Annotated in this window: 14 protein-coding genes and 2 pseudogenes; 15 read left to right on the forward strand and 1 reads right to left on the reverse strand. The window is 33.8% G+C overall.

What is annotated here, in order from left to right:
* The first annotated feature begins 309 nt into the window (after positions 1-309).
* The 8 genes from MHI39_RS01110 (at position 310) to ant(6) (ending at position 9,466) form a co-directional block, all read left to right on the forward strand.
* Positions 310-1,359 (forward strand): endospore germination permease, encoded by a 1,050-nt coding sequence (locus MHI39_RS01110; protein WP_342540508.1) that lies wholly within the window; start codon positions 310-312, stop codon positions 1,357-1,359.
* Positions 1,356-2,882, forward strand: coding sequence for a spore germination protein (locus MHI39_RS01115; RefSeq protein ID WP_342540509.1), 1,527 nt, complete (start codon positions 1,356-1,358; stop codon positions 2,880-2,882). Before MHI39_RS01110 ends, MHI39_RS01115 begins: the two co-directional genes overlap by 4 nt.
* Complete coding sequence (locus MHI39_RS01120; protein ID WP_342540510.1) at positions 2,860-4,047, forward strand: Ger(x)C family spore germination protein; 1,188 nt, start codon at positions 2,860-2,862, stop codon at positions 4,045-4,047. Before MHI39_RS01115 ends, MHI39_RS01120 begins: the two co-directional genes overlap by 23 nt.
* A gap of 87 nt (positions 4,048-4,134) precedes the next feature.
* A complete protein-coding gene (locus MHI39_RS01125; protein ID WP_061184579.1) occupies positions 4,135-4,572 on the forward strand; it encodes a hypothetical protein in 438 nt (145 codons plus the stop codon).
* A 1,688-nt stretch (positions 4,573-6,260) separates the two neighbouring features.
* Complete coding sequence (locus tag MHI39_RS01130; protein WP_026562326.1) at positions 6,261-6,857, forward strand: TetR/AcrR family transcriptional regulator; 597 nt, start codon at positions 6,261-6,263, stop codon at positions 6,855-6,857.
* 61 nt (positions 6,858-6,918) lie between these two features.
* Positions 6,919-7,593, forward strand: a complete 675-nt coding sequence (locus MHI39_RS01135) for a hypothetical protein (RefSeq protein WP_342540511.1) — start codon at positions 6,919-6,921, stop codon at positions 7,591-7,593.
* A gap of 166 nt (positions 7,594-7,759) precedes the next feature.
* The gene (locus tag MHI39_RS01140) at positions 7,760-8,491 is read left to right on the forward strand and encodes a class I SAM-dependent methyltransferase (RefSeq protein WP_342540513.1); all 732 of its coding nucleotides are present in this window, start codon (positions 7,760-7,762) and stop codon (positions 8,489-8,491) included.
* Positions 8,492-8,608: 117 nt separating this feature from the next.
* On the forward strand, positions 8,609-9,466 hold the full coding sequence (gene ant(6), locus MHI39_RS01145) for an aminoglycoside 6-adenylyltransferase (protein ID WP_342540514.1): 858 nt from the start codon (positions 8,609-8,611) through the stop codon (positions 9,464-9,466).
* Between the two features lie 119 nt (positions 9,467-9,585).
* Here the strand turns inward: ant(6) and catA are convergent.
* A pseudogene (catA, locus tag MHI39_RS01150) lies at positions 9,586-10,235 on the reverse strand (type A chloramphenicol O-acetyltransferase).
* 228 nt (positions 10,236-10,463) lie between these two features.
* Here catA and MHI39_RS01155 point away from each other — a divergent pair.
* The 7 genes and pseudogenes from MHI39_RS01155 to MHI39_RS01185 all read left to right on the forward strand — a co-directional run bounded on the left by MHI39_RS01155 (position 10,464) and on the right by MHI39_RS01185 (position 17,384).
* On the forward strand, positions 10,464-11,411 hold the full coding sequence (locus MHI39_RS01155) for a phosphotransferase (protein WP_342540515.1): 948 nt from the start codon (positions 10,464-10,466) through the stop codon (positions 11,409-11,411).
* 40 nt (positions 11,412-11,451) lie between these two features.
* The gene (locus tag MHI39_RS01160) at positions 11,452-12,138 is read left to right on the forward strand and encodes a methyltransferase domain-containing protein (RefSeq protein WP_342540516.1); all 687 of its coding nucleotides are present in this window, start codon (positions 11,452-11,454) and stop codon (positions 12,136-12,138) included.
* Positions 12,139-12,178: 40 nt separating this feature from the next.
* Positions 12,179-12,697, forward strand: a pseudogene (locus tag MHI39_RS01165) (nucleotidyltransferase domain-containing protein); the annotation flags it as partial.
* A 112-nt stretch (positions 12,698-12,809) separates the two neighbouring features.
* Positions 12,810-14,134 (forward strand): IS3 family transposase gene (locus MHI39_RS01170; RefSeq protein ID WP_139254896.1). Its coding sequence is split into 2 segments (ribosomal slippage): positions 12,810-13,188 and positions 13,188-14,134, totalling 1,326 coding nucleotides; the frame shifts between segments, so codons are not numbered across the junction.
* A 54-nt stretch (positions 14,135-14,188) separates the two neighbouring features.
* Complete coding sequence (locus MHI39_RS01175) at positions 14,189-14,512, forward strand: hypothetical protein (protein WP_342540517.1); 324 nt, start codon at positions 14,189-14,191, stop codon at positions 14,510-14,512.
* 515 nt (positions 14,513-15,027) lie between these two features.
* A complete protein-coding gene (locus tag MHI39_RS01180) occupies positions 15,028-15,921 on the forward strand; it encodes a putative RNA methyltransferase (protein WP_342540518.1) in 894 nt (297 codons plus the stop codon).
* A complete protein-coding gene (locus MHI39_RS01185) occupies positions 15,921-17,384 on the forward strand; it encodes an Msr family ABC-F type ribosomal protection protein (protein ID WP_342540519.1) in 1,464 nt (487 codons plus the stop codon). Before MHI39_RS01180 ends, MHI39_RS01185 begins: the two co-directional genes overlap by 1 nt.
* Positions 17,385-18,103: the final 719 nt, after the last annotated feature.

Raw genomic sequence — 18,103 nt, forward strand, 5'->3', positions numbered from 1 at the left:
TTAAGATAGATAAAGCTTGGAATACTGGGCTTTATTTTTTTTTTTCTACCACGCAAAATAAATAAGATAACTAACATTTGCTTTAATGGAACAATGAAAAAAGCTGTGGTTCTCAAAAATATTGTAAAAAATTATGCCTATTAAAATTAATATTGAAATGTTCCTAAGAATTAAGTTTATGTATTTTCCTGAGTCTACCTATGATTTTATATAAAAAAACGAATAAATTTCTCCTTTTTTAAAAATAATATTCTAAAAAAAGGAGGTGCTAGTATTAATACACTTGATTCCATTACAAATAAGCAAATGATGCTTATTCTAATAACAGTGATAGGTCTAAACAATCATGTATTTGTAATATCTCCACTTGTGCAACATGCAGGTAAAGATTCATGGATCAGTGTAATTCTATCATTTTTATTATCCTTAGTCTGGATTATACTTCTTTTAGTTTTGCAAAAGTCAATTAATAATGAGGGAATTTTTGAGTGGCTACGATTTAAAGTAAACAAAAAAATTATTATTATTTTGGGAATAATCTTTATTCTCTTTTTAATAAATTTAAGTGCTATCACATTAAGAGAAACTATTGCGTTAATTAATGTTGTATATCTTCCTGAAACCCCAAAATGGATAGTAGCATGTATTTTCAGTATTGTTTGCCTATATTTTGGAGGATCAAAACTAGGAACGATAAGTATCATTAATATCTTATTACTCATTTTCGTTGTCTGTCTTGGGTTTTTCGTTGCTTTTACAAATATGGAACACAAAGATTATTCACTATTACTTCCTATTTTTGAAAATGGATATAGGCCCATATTAAAAAGTATTATTTTTCCCTATTCCGGAATGACTGAACTTATGCTTTTTTTATTTTTAAAAAAGAGAATTAATACTCCAGTTAAATTTCGACATCTCTTTATAACGTCTTTCATATTAATGGGGCTTACATTAGGACCATTAATAGGAGCAATAACGGAATTTGATGAGGTTGAAGCATCCTATCAACGTTTCCCAGCATTTGAAGAATGGGGATTAGTTTCTATAGGGGATTTTATTGAACATGTGAGTTTTTTAGCTTTGTTTCAATGGTTAGCAGGTGCATTTATTCGCATTTCCTTATTCTTTTATACGATAAAAGAAGTTTTATTAGAAATTAATTTATATTCAAAATGGTGTCTATTTGTAATTTTATTTATCGTAATTGGATATGCCGTTTATCCCATCAGTGATATTCATTATTCGAATGTTTTATGGAATATCCTACTACCTTTTACGACTTACTTTTTAATCAGTTTTTTACTTCTATTATCCTTATTTATTTTAGTACTACATAAAAGGAGAACAAATGTATGAAGTTTTTCAAAAAAAAATCCCTACAAAAAAATTTATCAATAAGTAATGATAATAATAAAAAGAGCACCGTAATTAGTGAACGAGTATTAAGAAATGTTCTAAAAAAATGTCCGGATATACAATTTTCCTCAACTACTTATATACATCATCAAATTACATATATATATTGTTCGGGACTAGTCAATACTGAAATATTATACAATACTGTTCCTCAGTCAATTGATCATTTTTTTTTCGTACATAAAGGCGAAATCACTGAGGAACAGATACGCAACTATCTACATATCCCAACCTTGGATGTAATTGATAATTTAGAGGTTGCAATAACGGATATATTCGCCGGAAAATTATTAATCGATTTTGGAATCAATGGAAAACTTTTTACGATTGATATATCAGAACGTCCTCAAAGAAAGCCTGAAGAGACTGCCACTGAAACAACTGTAAAAGGTCCTAGAGATAACTTTATTGAGGATATCAATGTTAACATTTCTTTAATCAGGAAAAGATTACGCACATCTTCACTTGCATTTGAACAAACAACGATAGGTAAACGTTCCCAAACGAAAGTTGCTATTCTTTATATGGATGATATCGCAAATATGAATGTACTTAAAGAAATAAAAAATAGACTTTCTACCATTGATATCGACGGACTTGTAACTACCCAACAATTAGAAGAAACGTTCAATAACACTCCTTATGCAGTATTTCCAAGACACCAGTATACTGGTAAGCCAGATTTCGCTGTGCAAACATTATTAAATGGAAGGTTTGTTATCCTAATTGATGGTGTCACTATTGCCTTAATTACTCCTATTAACTTTTTTTTGCTACTTAAAGGAAGTGAAGATAAAGAAGTATCATACATCTTCAGTTCATTTCAACGATTGATAAGAATATCTGGACTTTTCTTGTCATCTATACTACCAGGCATATGGGTCTCTTTAACCTCATTTCATCAAGATCAACTCCCAATCTCATTATTAGCAACCGTTGTCGAATCAAGAAAAGGAGTTCCATTACCAGTATCCATTGAAGTTATTCTTATGATACTTTTATTTGAACTTTTTAAAGAGGCGGGATTACGATTACCTATGTCCATTGGTCAAATTCTTAGTGTAGTTGGTGGATTAATAATTGGAGATGCTGCAATAAGTGCTGGATTGGCTAGTCCGGTTACCGTCGTTGTAATAGCTCTTTCCACATTATCCACGTTTAATCTAAATGACCAATCTTTAATTGGAACACTCTCTCTTACACGTCTTTTTATTATTATATTCTCTTCTTTATTCGGTTTTTTTGGCATGTTTACAGCAATATTTGTTATTTGTGCATATATCGGCAGAATAAATACATTTGGTGTTTCTTATTTGGAGGGAATTAGCCTACTAAATATATCTGATTTTATTAAAACAATTATTAAAATTCCTAGCACAAAATACACAAAAAGGCCAAAAGCGCTCGAATTAAATGACGTTACTAGAACAGGTGAAGAAAATGAAAATAAAAAGAAAAGCTAATCAATTTTTTCTTTTATTGAGCATTTTAACTACAGTATTTCTTTCTGGATGCTGGGATGTGAAACAAACGGAAAGAATGGTTTACATACATTCTATAGGTCTTGACTATAAAGACGGTAAATATATAGCATATTTACAAATCATTAATTTAGGACTACTTGCAAAAAGCGAGTCAGGAGGTAGCGATAACCAAGTTACAGCAGAACTTGGTCATGCATCAGGAAATACCGTGGAAGAAGCCATCTTTAATATCTATCAGACAACTCAAAGAAGACTTTTCTGGGGGCATATTGCATACATTGTTTTCACAGAAAATGTTTTGAAACAAGGAGGCTTACAAGCCATTACAGATATATTAGATCGGTATGTTGAAACTTATTATCAAATATGGATATATCTAACGGAAGATTCCATTCCTAATATACTTCATGCCATGCCGAATATTGGAATGTCTACAGATCTTTCACGCCTTAGTGATCCAAAACCTAGTTTTAAACAATTTTCCTATATCCGACCTATTGATTTAAGAAGATTAATTATTTTCAATAACCGTCCACCAAATGAAATAGTATTACCAATTATTTCAGGAAATCACCAATCATGGGAAGCTGATTCTAAACACATGGATGCAGCAATATTAAACGGATTAGGTATTATCACTAATGACAATTTGAAAGGGTATCTTAGTAACAGTAAAGCTAAAGGATATAGATGGATGAATAAGGATTTTCAAAGATCAGAAATAACTATAAAAGGCAAGGAAGGTATGGGTCTTTTATTAAGGAACTTACATGTAAAGGTAACTCCGGTCATAAAACATAATGAGGTTAAATTTGATGTTAAAATTAAAGCTAAAGTACATATAAATAAAGTAAGACGAACTAATTCATTAGAGGAAATAAGTTCTGAGGCTAAAAGGAAAATTAAAAAAGAAATAATGGATACTTATTTAGAAGGTCTGAAACTGGATTCTGATATATATCGTCTTTCAAACGTACTTTACATAAAGAATTATTCCACTTGGAAAAGAATACAACATGATGGAAAAATACCGTTGAATAATCACTCAATTAATAATATTGACATTAATTTAAAAATAATAGATGCTGGAAAACAAAGGAACAAGCCCACCTTAATTAAGAGAAAATATCCGAGCCATCCATAATTGGATGGCTTTAAGTCGATGTTTAACATCATGTTTTAAACCATTATAGAGGGTCCATATAAATTTCAAGAGGTAAAATGCTTAGGCGTGGATGTTGCTTTATTTGGGTTCTCCATTATTTTTTGTTGGGAGAATGAACAAGCAAAATTAAATGAAGAAATTAGACAAGGTTTAATAGATAGGTTGGAAGAAAAACTACTTCAAGATTTTTATAGGGAATTAGAAGGTATTAGTTTGAATTTAACTTTAAATATTACTGTGGGAAGTGTGATAGAGAAAGCATACATTGCTACAAAACATTATTCAGAATCTGAATGGGATATTCTAGCGAAGTCAATGAAAGAATTCGAGGCTAACTTGGATATTAATAATAAGGGTGTAACTCCAAGGATATCTCTTGAAATAGATGTTCTAAGAGGATTAGAAGACCATCAATCTGAATTCAGGAAATTAAACACCTACGCTGAAGCAAAAAGGGCAGTGAATTTGAGTTATGTAATTAAATTAGTTGTATATGCTTACTAGATTAACACCACTACGAAATGATCAAACTTTTTTATAAAAACGACACTTGAATCTGCTGATAAAGAATCCATTTTAATCAATCTTTTTTCAAAATGGATTCTTTATATTCGTTGTAGAATTAGGGTTTGTGTGATATTTTTGATCAAACTTTATTTCAAAGCAACAGTTTATTGTACCCACCCAAAAATCTTTAGGCTAAGCTAAAAAACTTTGTCCTTAAAGAAAAAAGTCTGGTCAAGACTGAGGGTGCAGTGACAATTATGTATGTAGCCGATTATTCTATCAATCAGAATCGGGATCGTACCGTTGGTACGTTTCTCGGTTCTTTTTATTTATCAAAAAAGAACCGCTTCTGGCTTTTCTTCCGCTTCTTCATTCTGTATTCTAAACCCTTCTCTACTTTATCCCGCCTCGGTTCAAACATTATCTCCCACATAAACCGCTTCTTTTCCTCAAACTTTCATCCAATCCTTATCTTTCTATGTAGCTGTTACTTTCTTCTTCCCCATGCTAAAAAGTCGGTACCTACTGCTAAATAGTTGTCTCCATATAAAATTAAGGTTCCTTAAATAAAAAAAGCGTTCCTTAAATAAAATTAATGTTCCCAATCCGAAGGTTTTTCTGGTACTTTTCCCGGCAGACCTTCGGTTTTTTTGTGTGAAGTTCGGTGCGGTTCCAATCAGAATCCAATCCCATTTTCAATCAAAATTCAATCTATATCCAATCGTTTTTTAAATTCGATATTCCTCCAATCCCTTGTCCAGTAAGGGTTCAGTCTGAATCCAATTCCTTTTCAGTTGTTTTCCTCACATAATAGATTCCAAGATGTCCAATCTTTTTTCAGCTCATTTTAGTGGAGCAAATCAGGTGAAGTTTTCGTCTACTATGGAACGTAATTTTTTTATCAAAATCATTGCAAAATCGGTACAATTTTGGGCAAAAATCGGCAAAAAGGCGGGAACGTAATTATTCTATAAGAAAAATCGGGAGGTTGCTTGGATGGGGCGTGAGCCCTTGGGGGAGAAGGAGTTGAGTGGGATAGGAGGAAGGAGGGGCGGAGGAACTTAATTATTCGATGGGGACATAGTAGATGGACTTGGATTTTCATAAATGAGGTAAATGGAGATAGGGATTGTTTGTACCTGATGTTCAAAGTAATTGATAATGGGGATACTAACTAAAGAAATAAATGGACGGAGAAATAAGAACCCCCCTCCTAAATTACTTAGGAAGATTTGTTTAATAGACCAAAATGTAATGCGTACTAGCACAACTATATAGCTGTTACTTTCTACTTCTCCATGCTAAATAGTTGGTATCCGAACGGCAAAGGTATCGGGAAGGAGCGGCGGGCAACCCATATGTATTCAATCCTTAAACAATTAGTTGTTTTCATCATAAATCAATCAAAATTCAGGCTAGATTCCATTAGCGAGTCCAGTTTTGTTTCTGTTGTTCAATAATTATATAATCCTTTGTCCAATAAGGAACCAATCATCTAAACTGCTTTTCTTTTTGTTTAAAATTCCTACTAAATAAAATCCAGAAGTCCTGTTCCATTAATTATGGAAGCATATTTGACAATAATAAAAGATGTAAGTAAAATAAAACGTATAATCAATATTTTGATTGTACAATCAATATTTTATTTGGATAAGTAATATAATTTAAAGGAGATGTTTTTAAAAATGGGTGAATCTTTTATTGCGGAAGCACGAAGAGAGCAGATTATTCAATCTTGTATTGACACACTTGAAGAAGTTGGTTATACAAAAGTGAGTTTAACTAAAATTGCCAAAAAGGCAAAGGTGAGCACAGGTTTAATTTCTTATCATTTTTCCGACAAGATGGATTTAATTAATCAAACTTTACTGTACTTGTTAGAAAAAAAATTGGATTTTATTAGTGGAAAAGTGGTTCAAGAGGAAACACCTACTTCGCAATTAACTGCATATATTGAAGCGTGTTTGGCTTATCAAGTGGCTAACTTTAAATATAATATCGCATTAATTGAGATTGTCTTTAATGTTGAAAATGAAGAAGGAATTCCATTCTATAGAGCTGACAATGGGGAAGAAGACGAAGATCCAATATATACATTGCTCAAAGAGATTCTATTAGATGGGCAACAAAAGAAGGAGTTTTCTAATCAGTTTGATGTTGAAATGATCTGTGTCCTGATTCAAGGAGCAATTGAAGAAAGTATGCTTAAACATAATAAAACCTTTAGTTTTGAGAAATATAAAAATGAATTAATTAAAATGGTGTTAAAAATAGTCATATAGCACTAATTTAGGAAATAGAATCATCTATTAAAAAAATAGAATGAAGGAGTAAAAAAATAATATGAAAGATACATCCACAATTGGTATGGGTTTCTTGGAAAAGCTCTTTGCTGTTTTATTTCCTATTGTGTTAGGAACGATTGGTTGGTTTCTTCCAAGATTATTGGATTTCATCATAAAAATTCCGCTTTTTAATGATTCAAAGGTCATTGTACTCTTGGAGTCACTTGACCCTTTTTGGACTTCTATTGTCTTGATGATTATAGGTGCGATTATAGGGGTTCTTTTGTCATTAACAGTCTATAGTGAAGCCTTGAAAGTGAGTATTAGTGATACAGAAATTTTGATTAATAAAGATGATAAAGAAAATAGAATTAACAGTTCAGACGTAAAAGAAATCTTTATGGAGGATCAAACAGTTATCATTACAGGTAATAAAGGACAAGAATTATTGAGAGAAAAGACAGACATAAAAAAAGGAATCATACGAGAAAAATTCCTGAATCATCACTATCCTTGGAGTGAACAGGATTCATATGCCGATCAATATAAACTCTGGACGCTTGAAGATCGCACGGTTGGAGAAAATGTCTATGCCATCTTATATGAACGTAGGAATGCAATTAGAGAAGGAGATAAGAAAAAAATAAAACATTTAAGAATGGACTTAAATGAACTTGGAATAGTTGTGAAAGATGAGGGAGAGGTTCAATATATACGAAAATTTCATGACTAACTTGTCTCCATGCCTTAAAGTTTTTGGTTTCTAATGATTAAATAGTTGGTATCTTAACGGCAAGTAAACACGGGAAAATCATTAATCAATCGACATCAATATCAATCCAATGTTGTTGAAAAAAGAATGTACTTTGGTTTATTAATAAATTGGAGATGTAAAAACAATGAAACAAAACAAATATGATGATACTTTATTTTTTTCTGAATATGAAAAAATGCCAAGATCAGTTAAAGGGCTTGAAGGTGCAGGAGAATGGCCGGTTTTAAAATCCTTATTTCCAGAGTTGAAAAATAAGAGTGTACTTGACTTGGGGTGCGGATTCGGTTGGCATTGTCGATACGCACGTGAACACCAAGCAAGTTCGATAATTGGAGTAGATATATCCGAAAAATTGCTTGAAACAGCCCGTGAAAAAACAGATGATCCTTTAATTACGTATATTAAAATGCCAATTGAAGACATCAATTTTTCGGACGCACAATTTGACGTAGTGATCAGTTCTTTAGCTTTTCACTATATTAAATCGTTTGATACTATTTGCGAAAAAGTTTATCAATATTTAAAACCTGGAGGTTCTTTTATTTTTTCCGTGGAACATCCGATTTTTACTTCTCGGGACGAACAAGATTGGTATTATGATGATCAAGGAAATCGCCTTCATTGGCCAGTGGATAATTATCAAACAGAAGGATTGCGTGAAACAACCTTCCTAACTGAAAACGTAATTAAATATCACCGTACATTTTCAACTTATATAAATGATTTAATTCATGCTGGTTTTAACATAAACGCAGTCAAGGAACCTATGGCTACGGAAGAAATGGTAAGGAATGTTCCAGGGATGAAAGATGAAAACAGAAGACCCATGTTTTTAATCTTTTCAGTAGAAAAGTAATAGTAATAGTTTACTAAATAAAAAATACACCAATAGAAATCTCAGAACATTAATTTTCTGAGATTTCTTCGTATACGACACATAAACTACTATTCAACAAATTGGAGGATTAATACAATGAGAAGTGAACAAGAAATGATGAATTTGCTCATTAGTTTTGCTAAGAACGATAATCGAATTCGCTTGGTAACTTTGGAAGGTTCACGTGCAAACAAAAACATTCCCAGAGATACATTCCAAGATTATGATATTTCTTATTTTGTAACAGATATGGATTCTTTCAAAAAGGATGATGAATGGCTGAATGTTTTTGGGAAGCGTTTGATCATGCAAAAACCAGAGGACATGGAGCTTTTTCCACCAGAGTTAGGGAATTGGTTTTCCTACCTTATGCTATTTAAAGATAGAAATCGGATTGATCTGAAACTGATTCCGATTGATGAAGTTGAGGAGTATTTTATTAATAGTGATGGCTTAGTTGAAGTTTTGCTTGATAAGGATGGACCTGTCAAAAGTGAAGTGGTTGCAAATGATCGAAAGTATTGGATCAAAAAGCCCACAGCAAGAGAATTTGATGATTGCTGCAATGAATTTTGGTGGGTTTCTACATATGTAGTAAAAGGATTGGCTAGAAAAGAAATTCTATTTGCAATTGACCATTTGAACGAGATAGTAAGGCCTAATCTGTTAAGAATGATGTCTTGGCAAATAGGATTAGAGCGAGGGTTTACCTTTAGTGTGGGGAAAAACTATAAATTTATTGATCAGTATTTACCGAAAGATGATTGGGAAACATTACTCACAACTTATTCTGAAAGTAGCTACACAAACATGTGGGAGGCTATATTTACATGTTATGAGTTATTTAGAAAATACTCTATATCTGTGGCTGAAAATCTTGGATATAAGTATCCAGATTATGACGAGGCCATCACGAAGTATACTCAAAACATTTATCAGTCATTGAATGAGTAATAAGGTCAAATATAGGTGAGCTAATCATAACTAGGTAAAGATGGGGTTTTAGTATAATTAAGAAAAGGAGTTACCAAAGTAACTCCTTAACTAAATTTATTAAGCTACATCATCAATGCTTATGGGAGCCAATCTAGGCAGTTATTAGAAAGTTGCTGTAGATCTTCTATAAATCTACTAGCATGAAATCCATCACAAACCGCATGATGTACCTGTAAAGAAATAGGCAATAATATTTTATCTTCCTGATTACAGTATTTTCCGCCAGTAATTATTGGTAATAAGTAGTTATGATTATTATTTACGTTTAGGTTGAAGCCAGTAAAACTAACCCATGGAATACTAGATAAAGGAAAGGAATTCTCTGGTACATTTCTTTTGTGAAAAATCCTTTAACCTCTGAATATTGTTTCATATCGTCTTGATAGTTTTTATAGAAGACACGAAATTCATCAGAGAATTCGGTCCATATGCTTGAGAATGATTTGTTATCATTATGGAAGATTGTATAGCTAGGCAACATACTTTCCCAATAACCCAGAGTACCATCATCTTTTAAGCAAGTTCTAAATTCTTTATGAGAATTTACTATTCTAGTGACCATGTAAATAAAGGATGGATATAGCTTTATCCCTTTGTTCCTGAGCTGTTCCAATAACGTTGTAATATCTATATTTGCTGTAATACTAAATGTGCACTTCTGATTTAAGTAATGCTCGAAATACGGCAATCTATCCCATTTTTCTTTTTCAATTAGATTAAATTTCATTTGATTAGCCTCCTAAAAATGTGTTTTTGATTTTTAGGAGGCTAACTTGTCTGCTTTCACCAATACCCTCACCTCATAAATAATGCTTTAAATAAGATACTAAATCATTTGAAATTCATATTCAACCATTCTAATACGCATATGTATGGCTTTTTACAATAATTAAAGGGCAACCTCGAATTGTGTTATACTTTTTCCGTGTTGTAAGTTTTTACTGGAGGGGCTAGGATGAATCAAGTAAAAAGTATATTAAAAGACTTTTATGACATAGAGATTAATGTTGTGTCGCCTCAGCGGGGTGGTTGGGCATCCCTCGCATATAAAGTGTCAAATAAAAATCAAAGCTATTTTTTGAAGGTATATGAAAAAAGCAGAGCTTCCACACCGAAGTTGACTGCTCTGATTGATCAATATGTTCCAATCTTGGTATGGCTTATAAAGAATAGCAATTTAAAAGGGAAAATCTCCGTTCCTATGATGACAAGTGAAAGAAAATATAAATGTGAAGATGAGTATGGGATTTATTTGCTTTATGAATATATTGAGGGGGAAACGATTGGGGATCGAGATTTAACAGAGAATCAGGTTTATCAGCTTTCAAAGATCATAACAGAGCTTCATTCATATAGTGATAACATTCCAATTGGGACTGATGCTTTTATAGAAGATTTTGAGGTTCCATTTTTACCGATGTTGAGACAAACATTGCAAAAAGGGAGAAATGATTTTCCGTCTGAGGTATGGGAATTGATCCATTCCTACATTCTACAATTAAATGATCTGATTTATACACTTGAGGAGCATTCACAGAACTTGAAAAACTCAAAATTAAGAATGGCCTTATGTCATACAGATTTACACAATTGGAATTTAATGCAGTCGGGACAAGAGCTAATATTAATTGATTGGGAAGGATTGAAACTAGCCCCGCCTGAAGCTGACTTGATGTTCTTAGATGATAAACCCTACTTTAATGAATTTTTAAGTATCTATCGGAAAACTCATCAAAACTTTTCAATTAATCCTGAAGCAATGACCTTTTATAAGGGAAAGAGACGATTGGAAGATATATGGGAATTTATGGAACAACTTTTATATGATAAACAAAGGGAACAAGAAAGAGTTATAACGATGAACTATTTACAGGAAGAGTTGAATGAAATAAGTAAATGGTAAGGTAAATCTATCCCATTGTTGAATAGGAGGGGGTGAACATATGAGTATTACAGGATCACAGTTTGATAAAGTGGCTGAAGAGTATGACTTTGTAACTAATCTTCTGAATGACAATACCTTTTTTATTGCTAATATGCCAATAGAAAAAGGGAGAGCATTAGATATTGGATGTGGGACGGGAATATTAGTCTATGAATTATCCAATTACTTTAGCGAGGTAGTTGGTATTGATATATCGGAAGGGATGCTTGAGTTTGCCAACAAGAAGCGTCAGTGTTCGAATATTTCATACTTGAAGATGGATGCAGAAAATCTTAGTTTGGGGTATAAGTTTGATTATATCGTAAGCAGGACGACTTTCCATCATTTGAGGGATATATCAATTGTAATTAATCAAATGAAAGAATTGCTGTACGAAGGTGGGAAAATTGTTATTCTTGATAATGTGTCTAAGGTTGAAACCCCACCAACGTACGTTTACATATTAGGAGCAATCCAAGAATTTCTTCCTAACTGTTTCAAATTCGGTGTGAAAAATGCTGTGAGAGTATTCAAGTATAACACTTCAAAGTCGTGGCTCGAACATTTAGCATCTGACAAGTACCTTTCAGAACAGAAATACTATGAGATATATGGAAAATTATTGCCTAACTGTACCTTTCGTAGAATGAATTGGGCAATGGGGATTATTTGGGAAAAACCGATTGTTTCGATGATAACTGAGTGAATGTTATTAACCATAGGATAAAAATAGGAGTTGAAAATTGTTGAGCGTAGAAAACATTTTACATGAAATTAACAATGAATTAAAAGATGTCCCGGGCATTGTTGGAGTGGTATTAGGAGGATCAAGATCAAGAGGTACGAATCACCCAACTTCCGATATAGATATTGGAATATATTATGATACATCGGCAGGGTTTGATGTCAGATGGGTTAGTGAAGCTGCTACTAGATTGGATGATGATCATAGAGAAAACTTGGTTACATCTTTAGGTGAGTGGGGTGCCTGGATTAATGGCGGTGGTTGGATTGTTGTCCAAGGGTACCATGTTGATTTGATCTTTCGTGATATTAAAAGAGTATCACAGGTAGTCGATGAATGCTTATCAGGTAAAGTGTCCACCCACTATCATACGGGACATCCACATGCCTATCTAAATGTTATGTATATGGGGGAAATCTCCATTTGCAAAATATTGTTTGAACGTATCAATCAAATTTCAGATTTAAAAGCTAAGACTAGCCCTTATCCAAAACCATTAAAGGATGCCATAATCGGCTATTTGAACTGAACCCCGAATAGTAGACACTTAAAAAAAAGTGCCCTATTCGGGGTTTTTTCTATGGGAAAAGCCCGTTATACTTAACATAATTAATTTGAACGGGAGTTATCTTATGAGTAAAATCTATTTTAATGAACATCAACGTCAACTATTAGAAGCCAATCCCAATGTTGCTTCAGTATCTGACCGAGCGATTCAATATACACCTGAATTTAAAATTAAAGCAGTAAATGAGAACTTAGCTGGGAAAGGACCTACTCAAATCTTTATAGAAAATGGGTTTGATCTTGAAATGATTGGCCCTAAAAAAGCTAAATCAGCTTTGAAGCGTTGGAGAAATACTTTTAATCAATATGGAGAAAATGGTTTTTTGGAAGAACGTCGAGGAAAAGGAAGTACGGGAAGACCAACAACTAGTGAGTTATCCGCTGATAAGAAGCTAGAAAAAGCAGAGGCTCGTATTCGTTATCTCGAAGCTGAAATTGAATTACTAAAAAAGCTAGAGGAACTCGAAAGGAAGGCGAAGAAACACAAGTAGCTCCACATGAAAAATACGCAGTCATCAATGAAGTAATTCGTAAATATCAACTAATCAATAGTGTCTCTGAGCTATGTACTGTCGCACATGTTAGTCGCAGTGGTTATTATGCATGGCTGCGGAATACTGAAAAACATGCCATTCGAGAGAACAATGATTATGAGGATTATCTCTTTTTAAAGTGCATCTATGATGCATTCAAAGGGAAAGTTGGCTATCGTGGACTTTATATGAAAGTATGTGAATTACTTGAAAACCCAATGAACCCAAAGAAAATACGCCGTCTAATGCGCAAGTATAATTTCTTTGCGAAAGTGCGACGTGCAAACCCATATAAAAATATTGCAAAAGCTACTCAAGAACATAAGACATTACCAAATAGATTAAACCGTGAATTTACACAAGACGAGCCGGAAAAAGTATTTTTAACTGACATTACCTATTTAAAGTATCGAGGAAAAACAGCCTATCTATCCTGTGTTAAGGATGTCGCTACACGTGAAATAGTGGCATATGAATTATCACAAACATTGAAAATGTCGATTGTTTACAATACTCTAGCAAAATTAGAAGAGAAATTAGGGAATAATATACATCCAGAAGCCATGATACACTCTGATCAAGGTTTCCATTACACGCATCCAGAATTTCAAAAAAGGGTGAAACAGATGAATTTGAAACAATCTATGTCACGTAGAGGGAACTGTATCGATAATGCACCAATGGAATCCTTCTTTGGACATATGAAAGATGAAATGGACTATAAAGAAGTTCATACATTTGAAGAACTAAAACAATTAGTTAATCAATATATGATTTTCTATAATGCATCAAGAAGACAATGGAATTTAAAAAAGATGACTCCGGCAGAATACCGAAGTCATCTAATCGCTGCTTAAATAGCAGGGTTACTTTTATTAAACTGTCCGAAATTTAGGGCGCAGTTCAATTTTATGTTTGAAGCATCTTTTTCTTTAATGTTTGCGAAGGACAATGTGGATAAGGATGATATTTCATATGTTATGGGGCACTGCTTCCGAACCATTTCATGTTTAAATCAAGTATTATTTGCTTTAAATGAAGAATACTGTATTAATGAGAAGAAAGCAGTCCGGATGATTGTGAGCTTTAATAAGAAACCAAAAAATTACAAGGAAAGCATCGACCAGATTGTTACATTAATTTCTTCCGATTCAGATCATACGAGTGAAGCTGTTAAAATGTTACATAACCTTATGTCGGATACGGAAATGATACTAAAACAAATATCAAGTTGAGGGTAAATAACCGCCTCTAATTGTAAAAGCACTATTTACCTTTGACTTTTTCTGTAAGTCAGTCTACAATTAATAGTGAATCTTAAACGTTAAGGAGGATTATTAAAAAATGACACATTTTATGAGACTACGATTCCCAACTTTGAACCAGTAATTGAATACGGTCAAAGGCTCTGTTTGTGTATGCAGAGTAAATGGGATTAGTCTGTCCTTTTTTAATAATCTTCATTTCATAGTTATTCACCACATCCAGCAATTTATTTCCCCCAATCAACTTATGGGTGGATCCTTATTGCCTGTTTTGTGTGGAAAATATGTAATGTAAGGAAAGGCGACTTATTTGCCTTTCTTTATTTTTGTCTAATTTAACCTTTCGTTGTTTAGATCAAGGGCAGGTTTTATTTGCTGACGGCTTTTAATAGCCCCCCTAATAGAATAAGGATGGGTCTCTTTCCCTTTACTCTCAAATCACAGGCAGATGCTTGTGATTTTTTTATTTGAAAGGAAGAGAAACCATGACTAAAAAAGAAAAAAGTGCTGAATTAGTTAATAAATATGTTCATGTATTTAGTTGTCCGATTTGTAAAAGTCCAATGAAGGTCACTCATTTAAAAAGCCTAGTCTGCTTGAATAATCATACGTTTGATTTTGCGAAACAAGGCTATGTAAACATGATGACTCGTTCTGCAAATAGCCATTATGACAAGGAATTATTTAAAGCACGACAAAAGGTCATTATGGAAAGCAATCTTTTTGCCCTCCTACACAAGAGGATTTCAGAAATTATCATTGGAAATATGAATGCTTTAAAGGGTGAAATTATAATTTTTGATGCAGGGTGTGGAGAGGGATCACATTTACAAAGGATCTTAGATGAATGTAAGAATGAAACATTTGCAGGAATTGGTTTAGATATTTCAAAAGAGGGCATACGAATGGCTGCAAGTAAGTACAAAGAAACCGCCTGGCTTGTCGGTGATTTGGCAAACTCGCCTTTAGCGGATCAATCATGCCATTATATTTTGAATATCCTTTCTCCTGCAAATTATAAGGAGTTCAAAAGGACTTTAGTTCCAAATGGTCTCGTTATTAAGGTTGTACCTCGTTCTAATTATCTAAAAGAATTACGAGAAGCACTATTCGATAATACAGACAAAAGTTCTTATAAAAATGATGAAACAGTATCACTGTTTAACCATCATTTCCATCTGGTAGATGTACTCAATCTCAGTTATATCAAGAAATTAACCCAAACAGAGTTAATTAATTTAGTTCAAATGTCTCCCCTTACCTGGAACACGAGCGAGGATGATATTGATCGAATTATAAATCGAGGTATTTCTGAGGTTACTGTTGATTTAGATATTTTGGTCGGAATAAATAAGCTGACGCAAGGGGGGAGAATTTAATGGAAAATGTATGTATTGAAATGGATAATATTGAACTTTCATTCTTAGATAGAGTGGTATTAAACATCCCACGACTGGCCGTGCACCAGTTTGACCGGATTGGAATTGTTGGAAAAAATGGTGCTGGAAAGAGTACCTTGTTAAAACTTATAGATGGTCAAATTAAGCCGGAAAAAGGTCTAGTGAAACGATTTATAGATTTTGCCTATTTTGATCAACTAACGATCCCAGGGAAAACCAAGGTAGATTACGGTTTAAAAGGGAAACTGTCTATTCCAGAAACGGAAATTGAGAACTATAGCGGTGGAGAACAGACAAGACTAAAGTTAGCCCAAATTTTCTCAAACTATCATGAAGGATTATTAATTGACGAACCGACAACGCATCTTGATGCAGATGGTATCCAGTTTTTTATTGAGGAATTGACCTACTATTATGGTGCTCTAATCATAGTGAGTCACGACCGATATGTACTAGATAAACTTGTGACAAAGATTTGGGAAGTGGAAGATGGATTAGTAACGGAATATACAGGGAACTATTCGGATTATATAGCACAAATTGAGCTTCAGAAAAGGCAGCAGTGGGAACAACATGAAAAGTACGTTAAAGAAAAATCACGTCTTATGAAAGCTGCAGGGGAAAAAATGAAGAAGGCTACAAAAATCACACAGGAAAATGGACATATTTCTAAAAAGGAAACAAAAGCAAAGGCGAATAAAATGTTTATGACGAAATCCAAGGATACAAGTCAGAAGGCAGTCCAGCGGGCAGCAAAGGCAATAGAGCAGCGAGTGGAACAGCTTGAAGCGGTAGAAGCACCTAAAGAAGAGGAAGTCATTCGATTTCACCAGTCAAATGCTCTTCAGTTACACAATAAATTTCCGATAATGGCAGATCAGTTAAGGCTAAAGGCGGGGGGGAAGCCCCTTCTTGATGAATCGAGCTTTCAATTCCCGTTAGGCAAGACCATTGCTATTACAGGTAAAAACGGTTCAGGCAAAACAACGTTGCTTCGCCATATTTTACAGCGTGGTGAAGGGATTACGATTTCGCCAAAAGCTGTTATCGGCATTTATGAACAAATGGACTATCAGTTTACCAAAGATGAAACGGTACTGGACTTTATGAAAGATAGAAGTTATTACGACGAAAGTAAAATTCGTTCTGTCCTACACTCAATGAGTTTTACAGGAAATGATTTAAAAAAGAATGTTTGTAATTTAAGTGGCGGAGAGGCTATTCGTCTATTATTGTGTCAGTTATTCTTAGGAAGATACAATATACTCATTTTGGATGAGCCCACGAACTTTTTGGATGTTTTTTGTATTGAAGCGTTGGAACGGTTTTTAAAAGGATATGAAGGAACTGTACTATTTGTATCGCATGATCAAACCTTTGTCGATAGAGTAGCTGATTGTGTTTATCTCATAGAGGATCAAAAATTAGTATTAAGAAGTTAATTTAAAACAGGGAAGGGATGTAAGGAGTCCATTATGTTCTTAGAGGTGTAGTATTGCACTATACCTATCTCCTTCTTCTTATTTCTATTATGTGTAGCTGTTACTTTCCTCTTCCCCACGCTAAAAAGTCGGTACCTACTGCTAAATAGTTGGTATCCAAACGGCAAAGGAAGCGGGAAGAGCAGCGGTCAGATCTTTATGTAATCAATCGTTACTCAATCGGTTTTTTCAATCAAAAATCAATATCAATTCGGGGCGGGTCCAGTAGGACTTCGTCCCTTTTTCTTTTGTCCAATATCCCCTCAATCCCTTGTCCGTAGCGTGTTCAGGTGTTTTTCATATCGTTTCCTATACAGTTCGAAAGAACACGGGAAAGAAGAAAGAGAGTGCTGAGGAAAGAGGTTTTTTCAGGCTCTTTTTTCATGTTTTTTTCTTATTTCTGTTCCCGTTCAGGGAACATCTATTTAACATTGTCCGAATATTCGATACTAGCCAGAACGGAAAAAAGAGGGCGAAAATGGGGGTTTTGGGGAAGAACAATAAAGCAGAAGAAAGAGTGGGGGAGAGAAGAGGAAAGAGGGATGGGACTTAGAGCCGCAAGGATTTGAGGGGAGTGAGAGGGAGAGGAGGGGCGGGGAAGGACAAAAAGACAGGGGAATATTAGTATATCCCTGTAACTTTCTCGGTTCGCATGTAACTTTGTTCTTCCCTGCTGTAAC

The sequence above is a fragment of the Heyndrickxia sp. FSL K6-6286 genome, from assembly GCF_038630395.1.
In the GTDB taxonomy this organism is placed as follows: Bacteria; Bacillota; Bacilli; order Bacillales; family Bacillaceae_C; genus Heyndrickxia; species Heyndrickxia oleronia.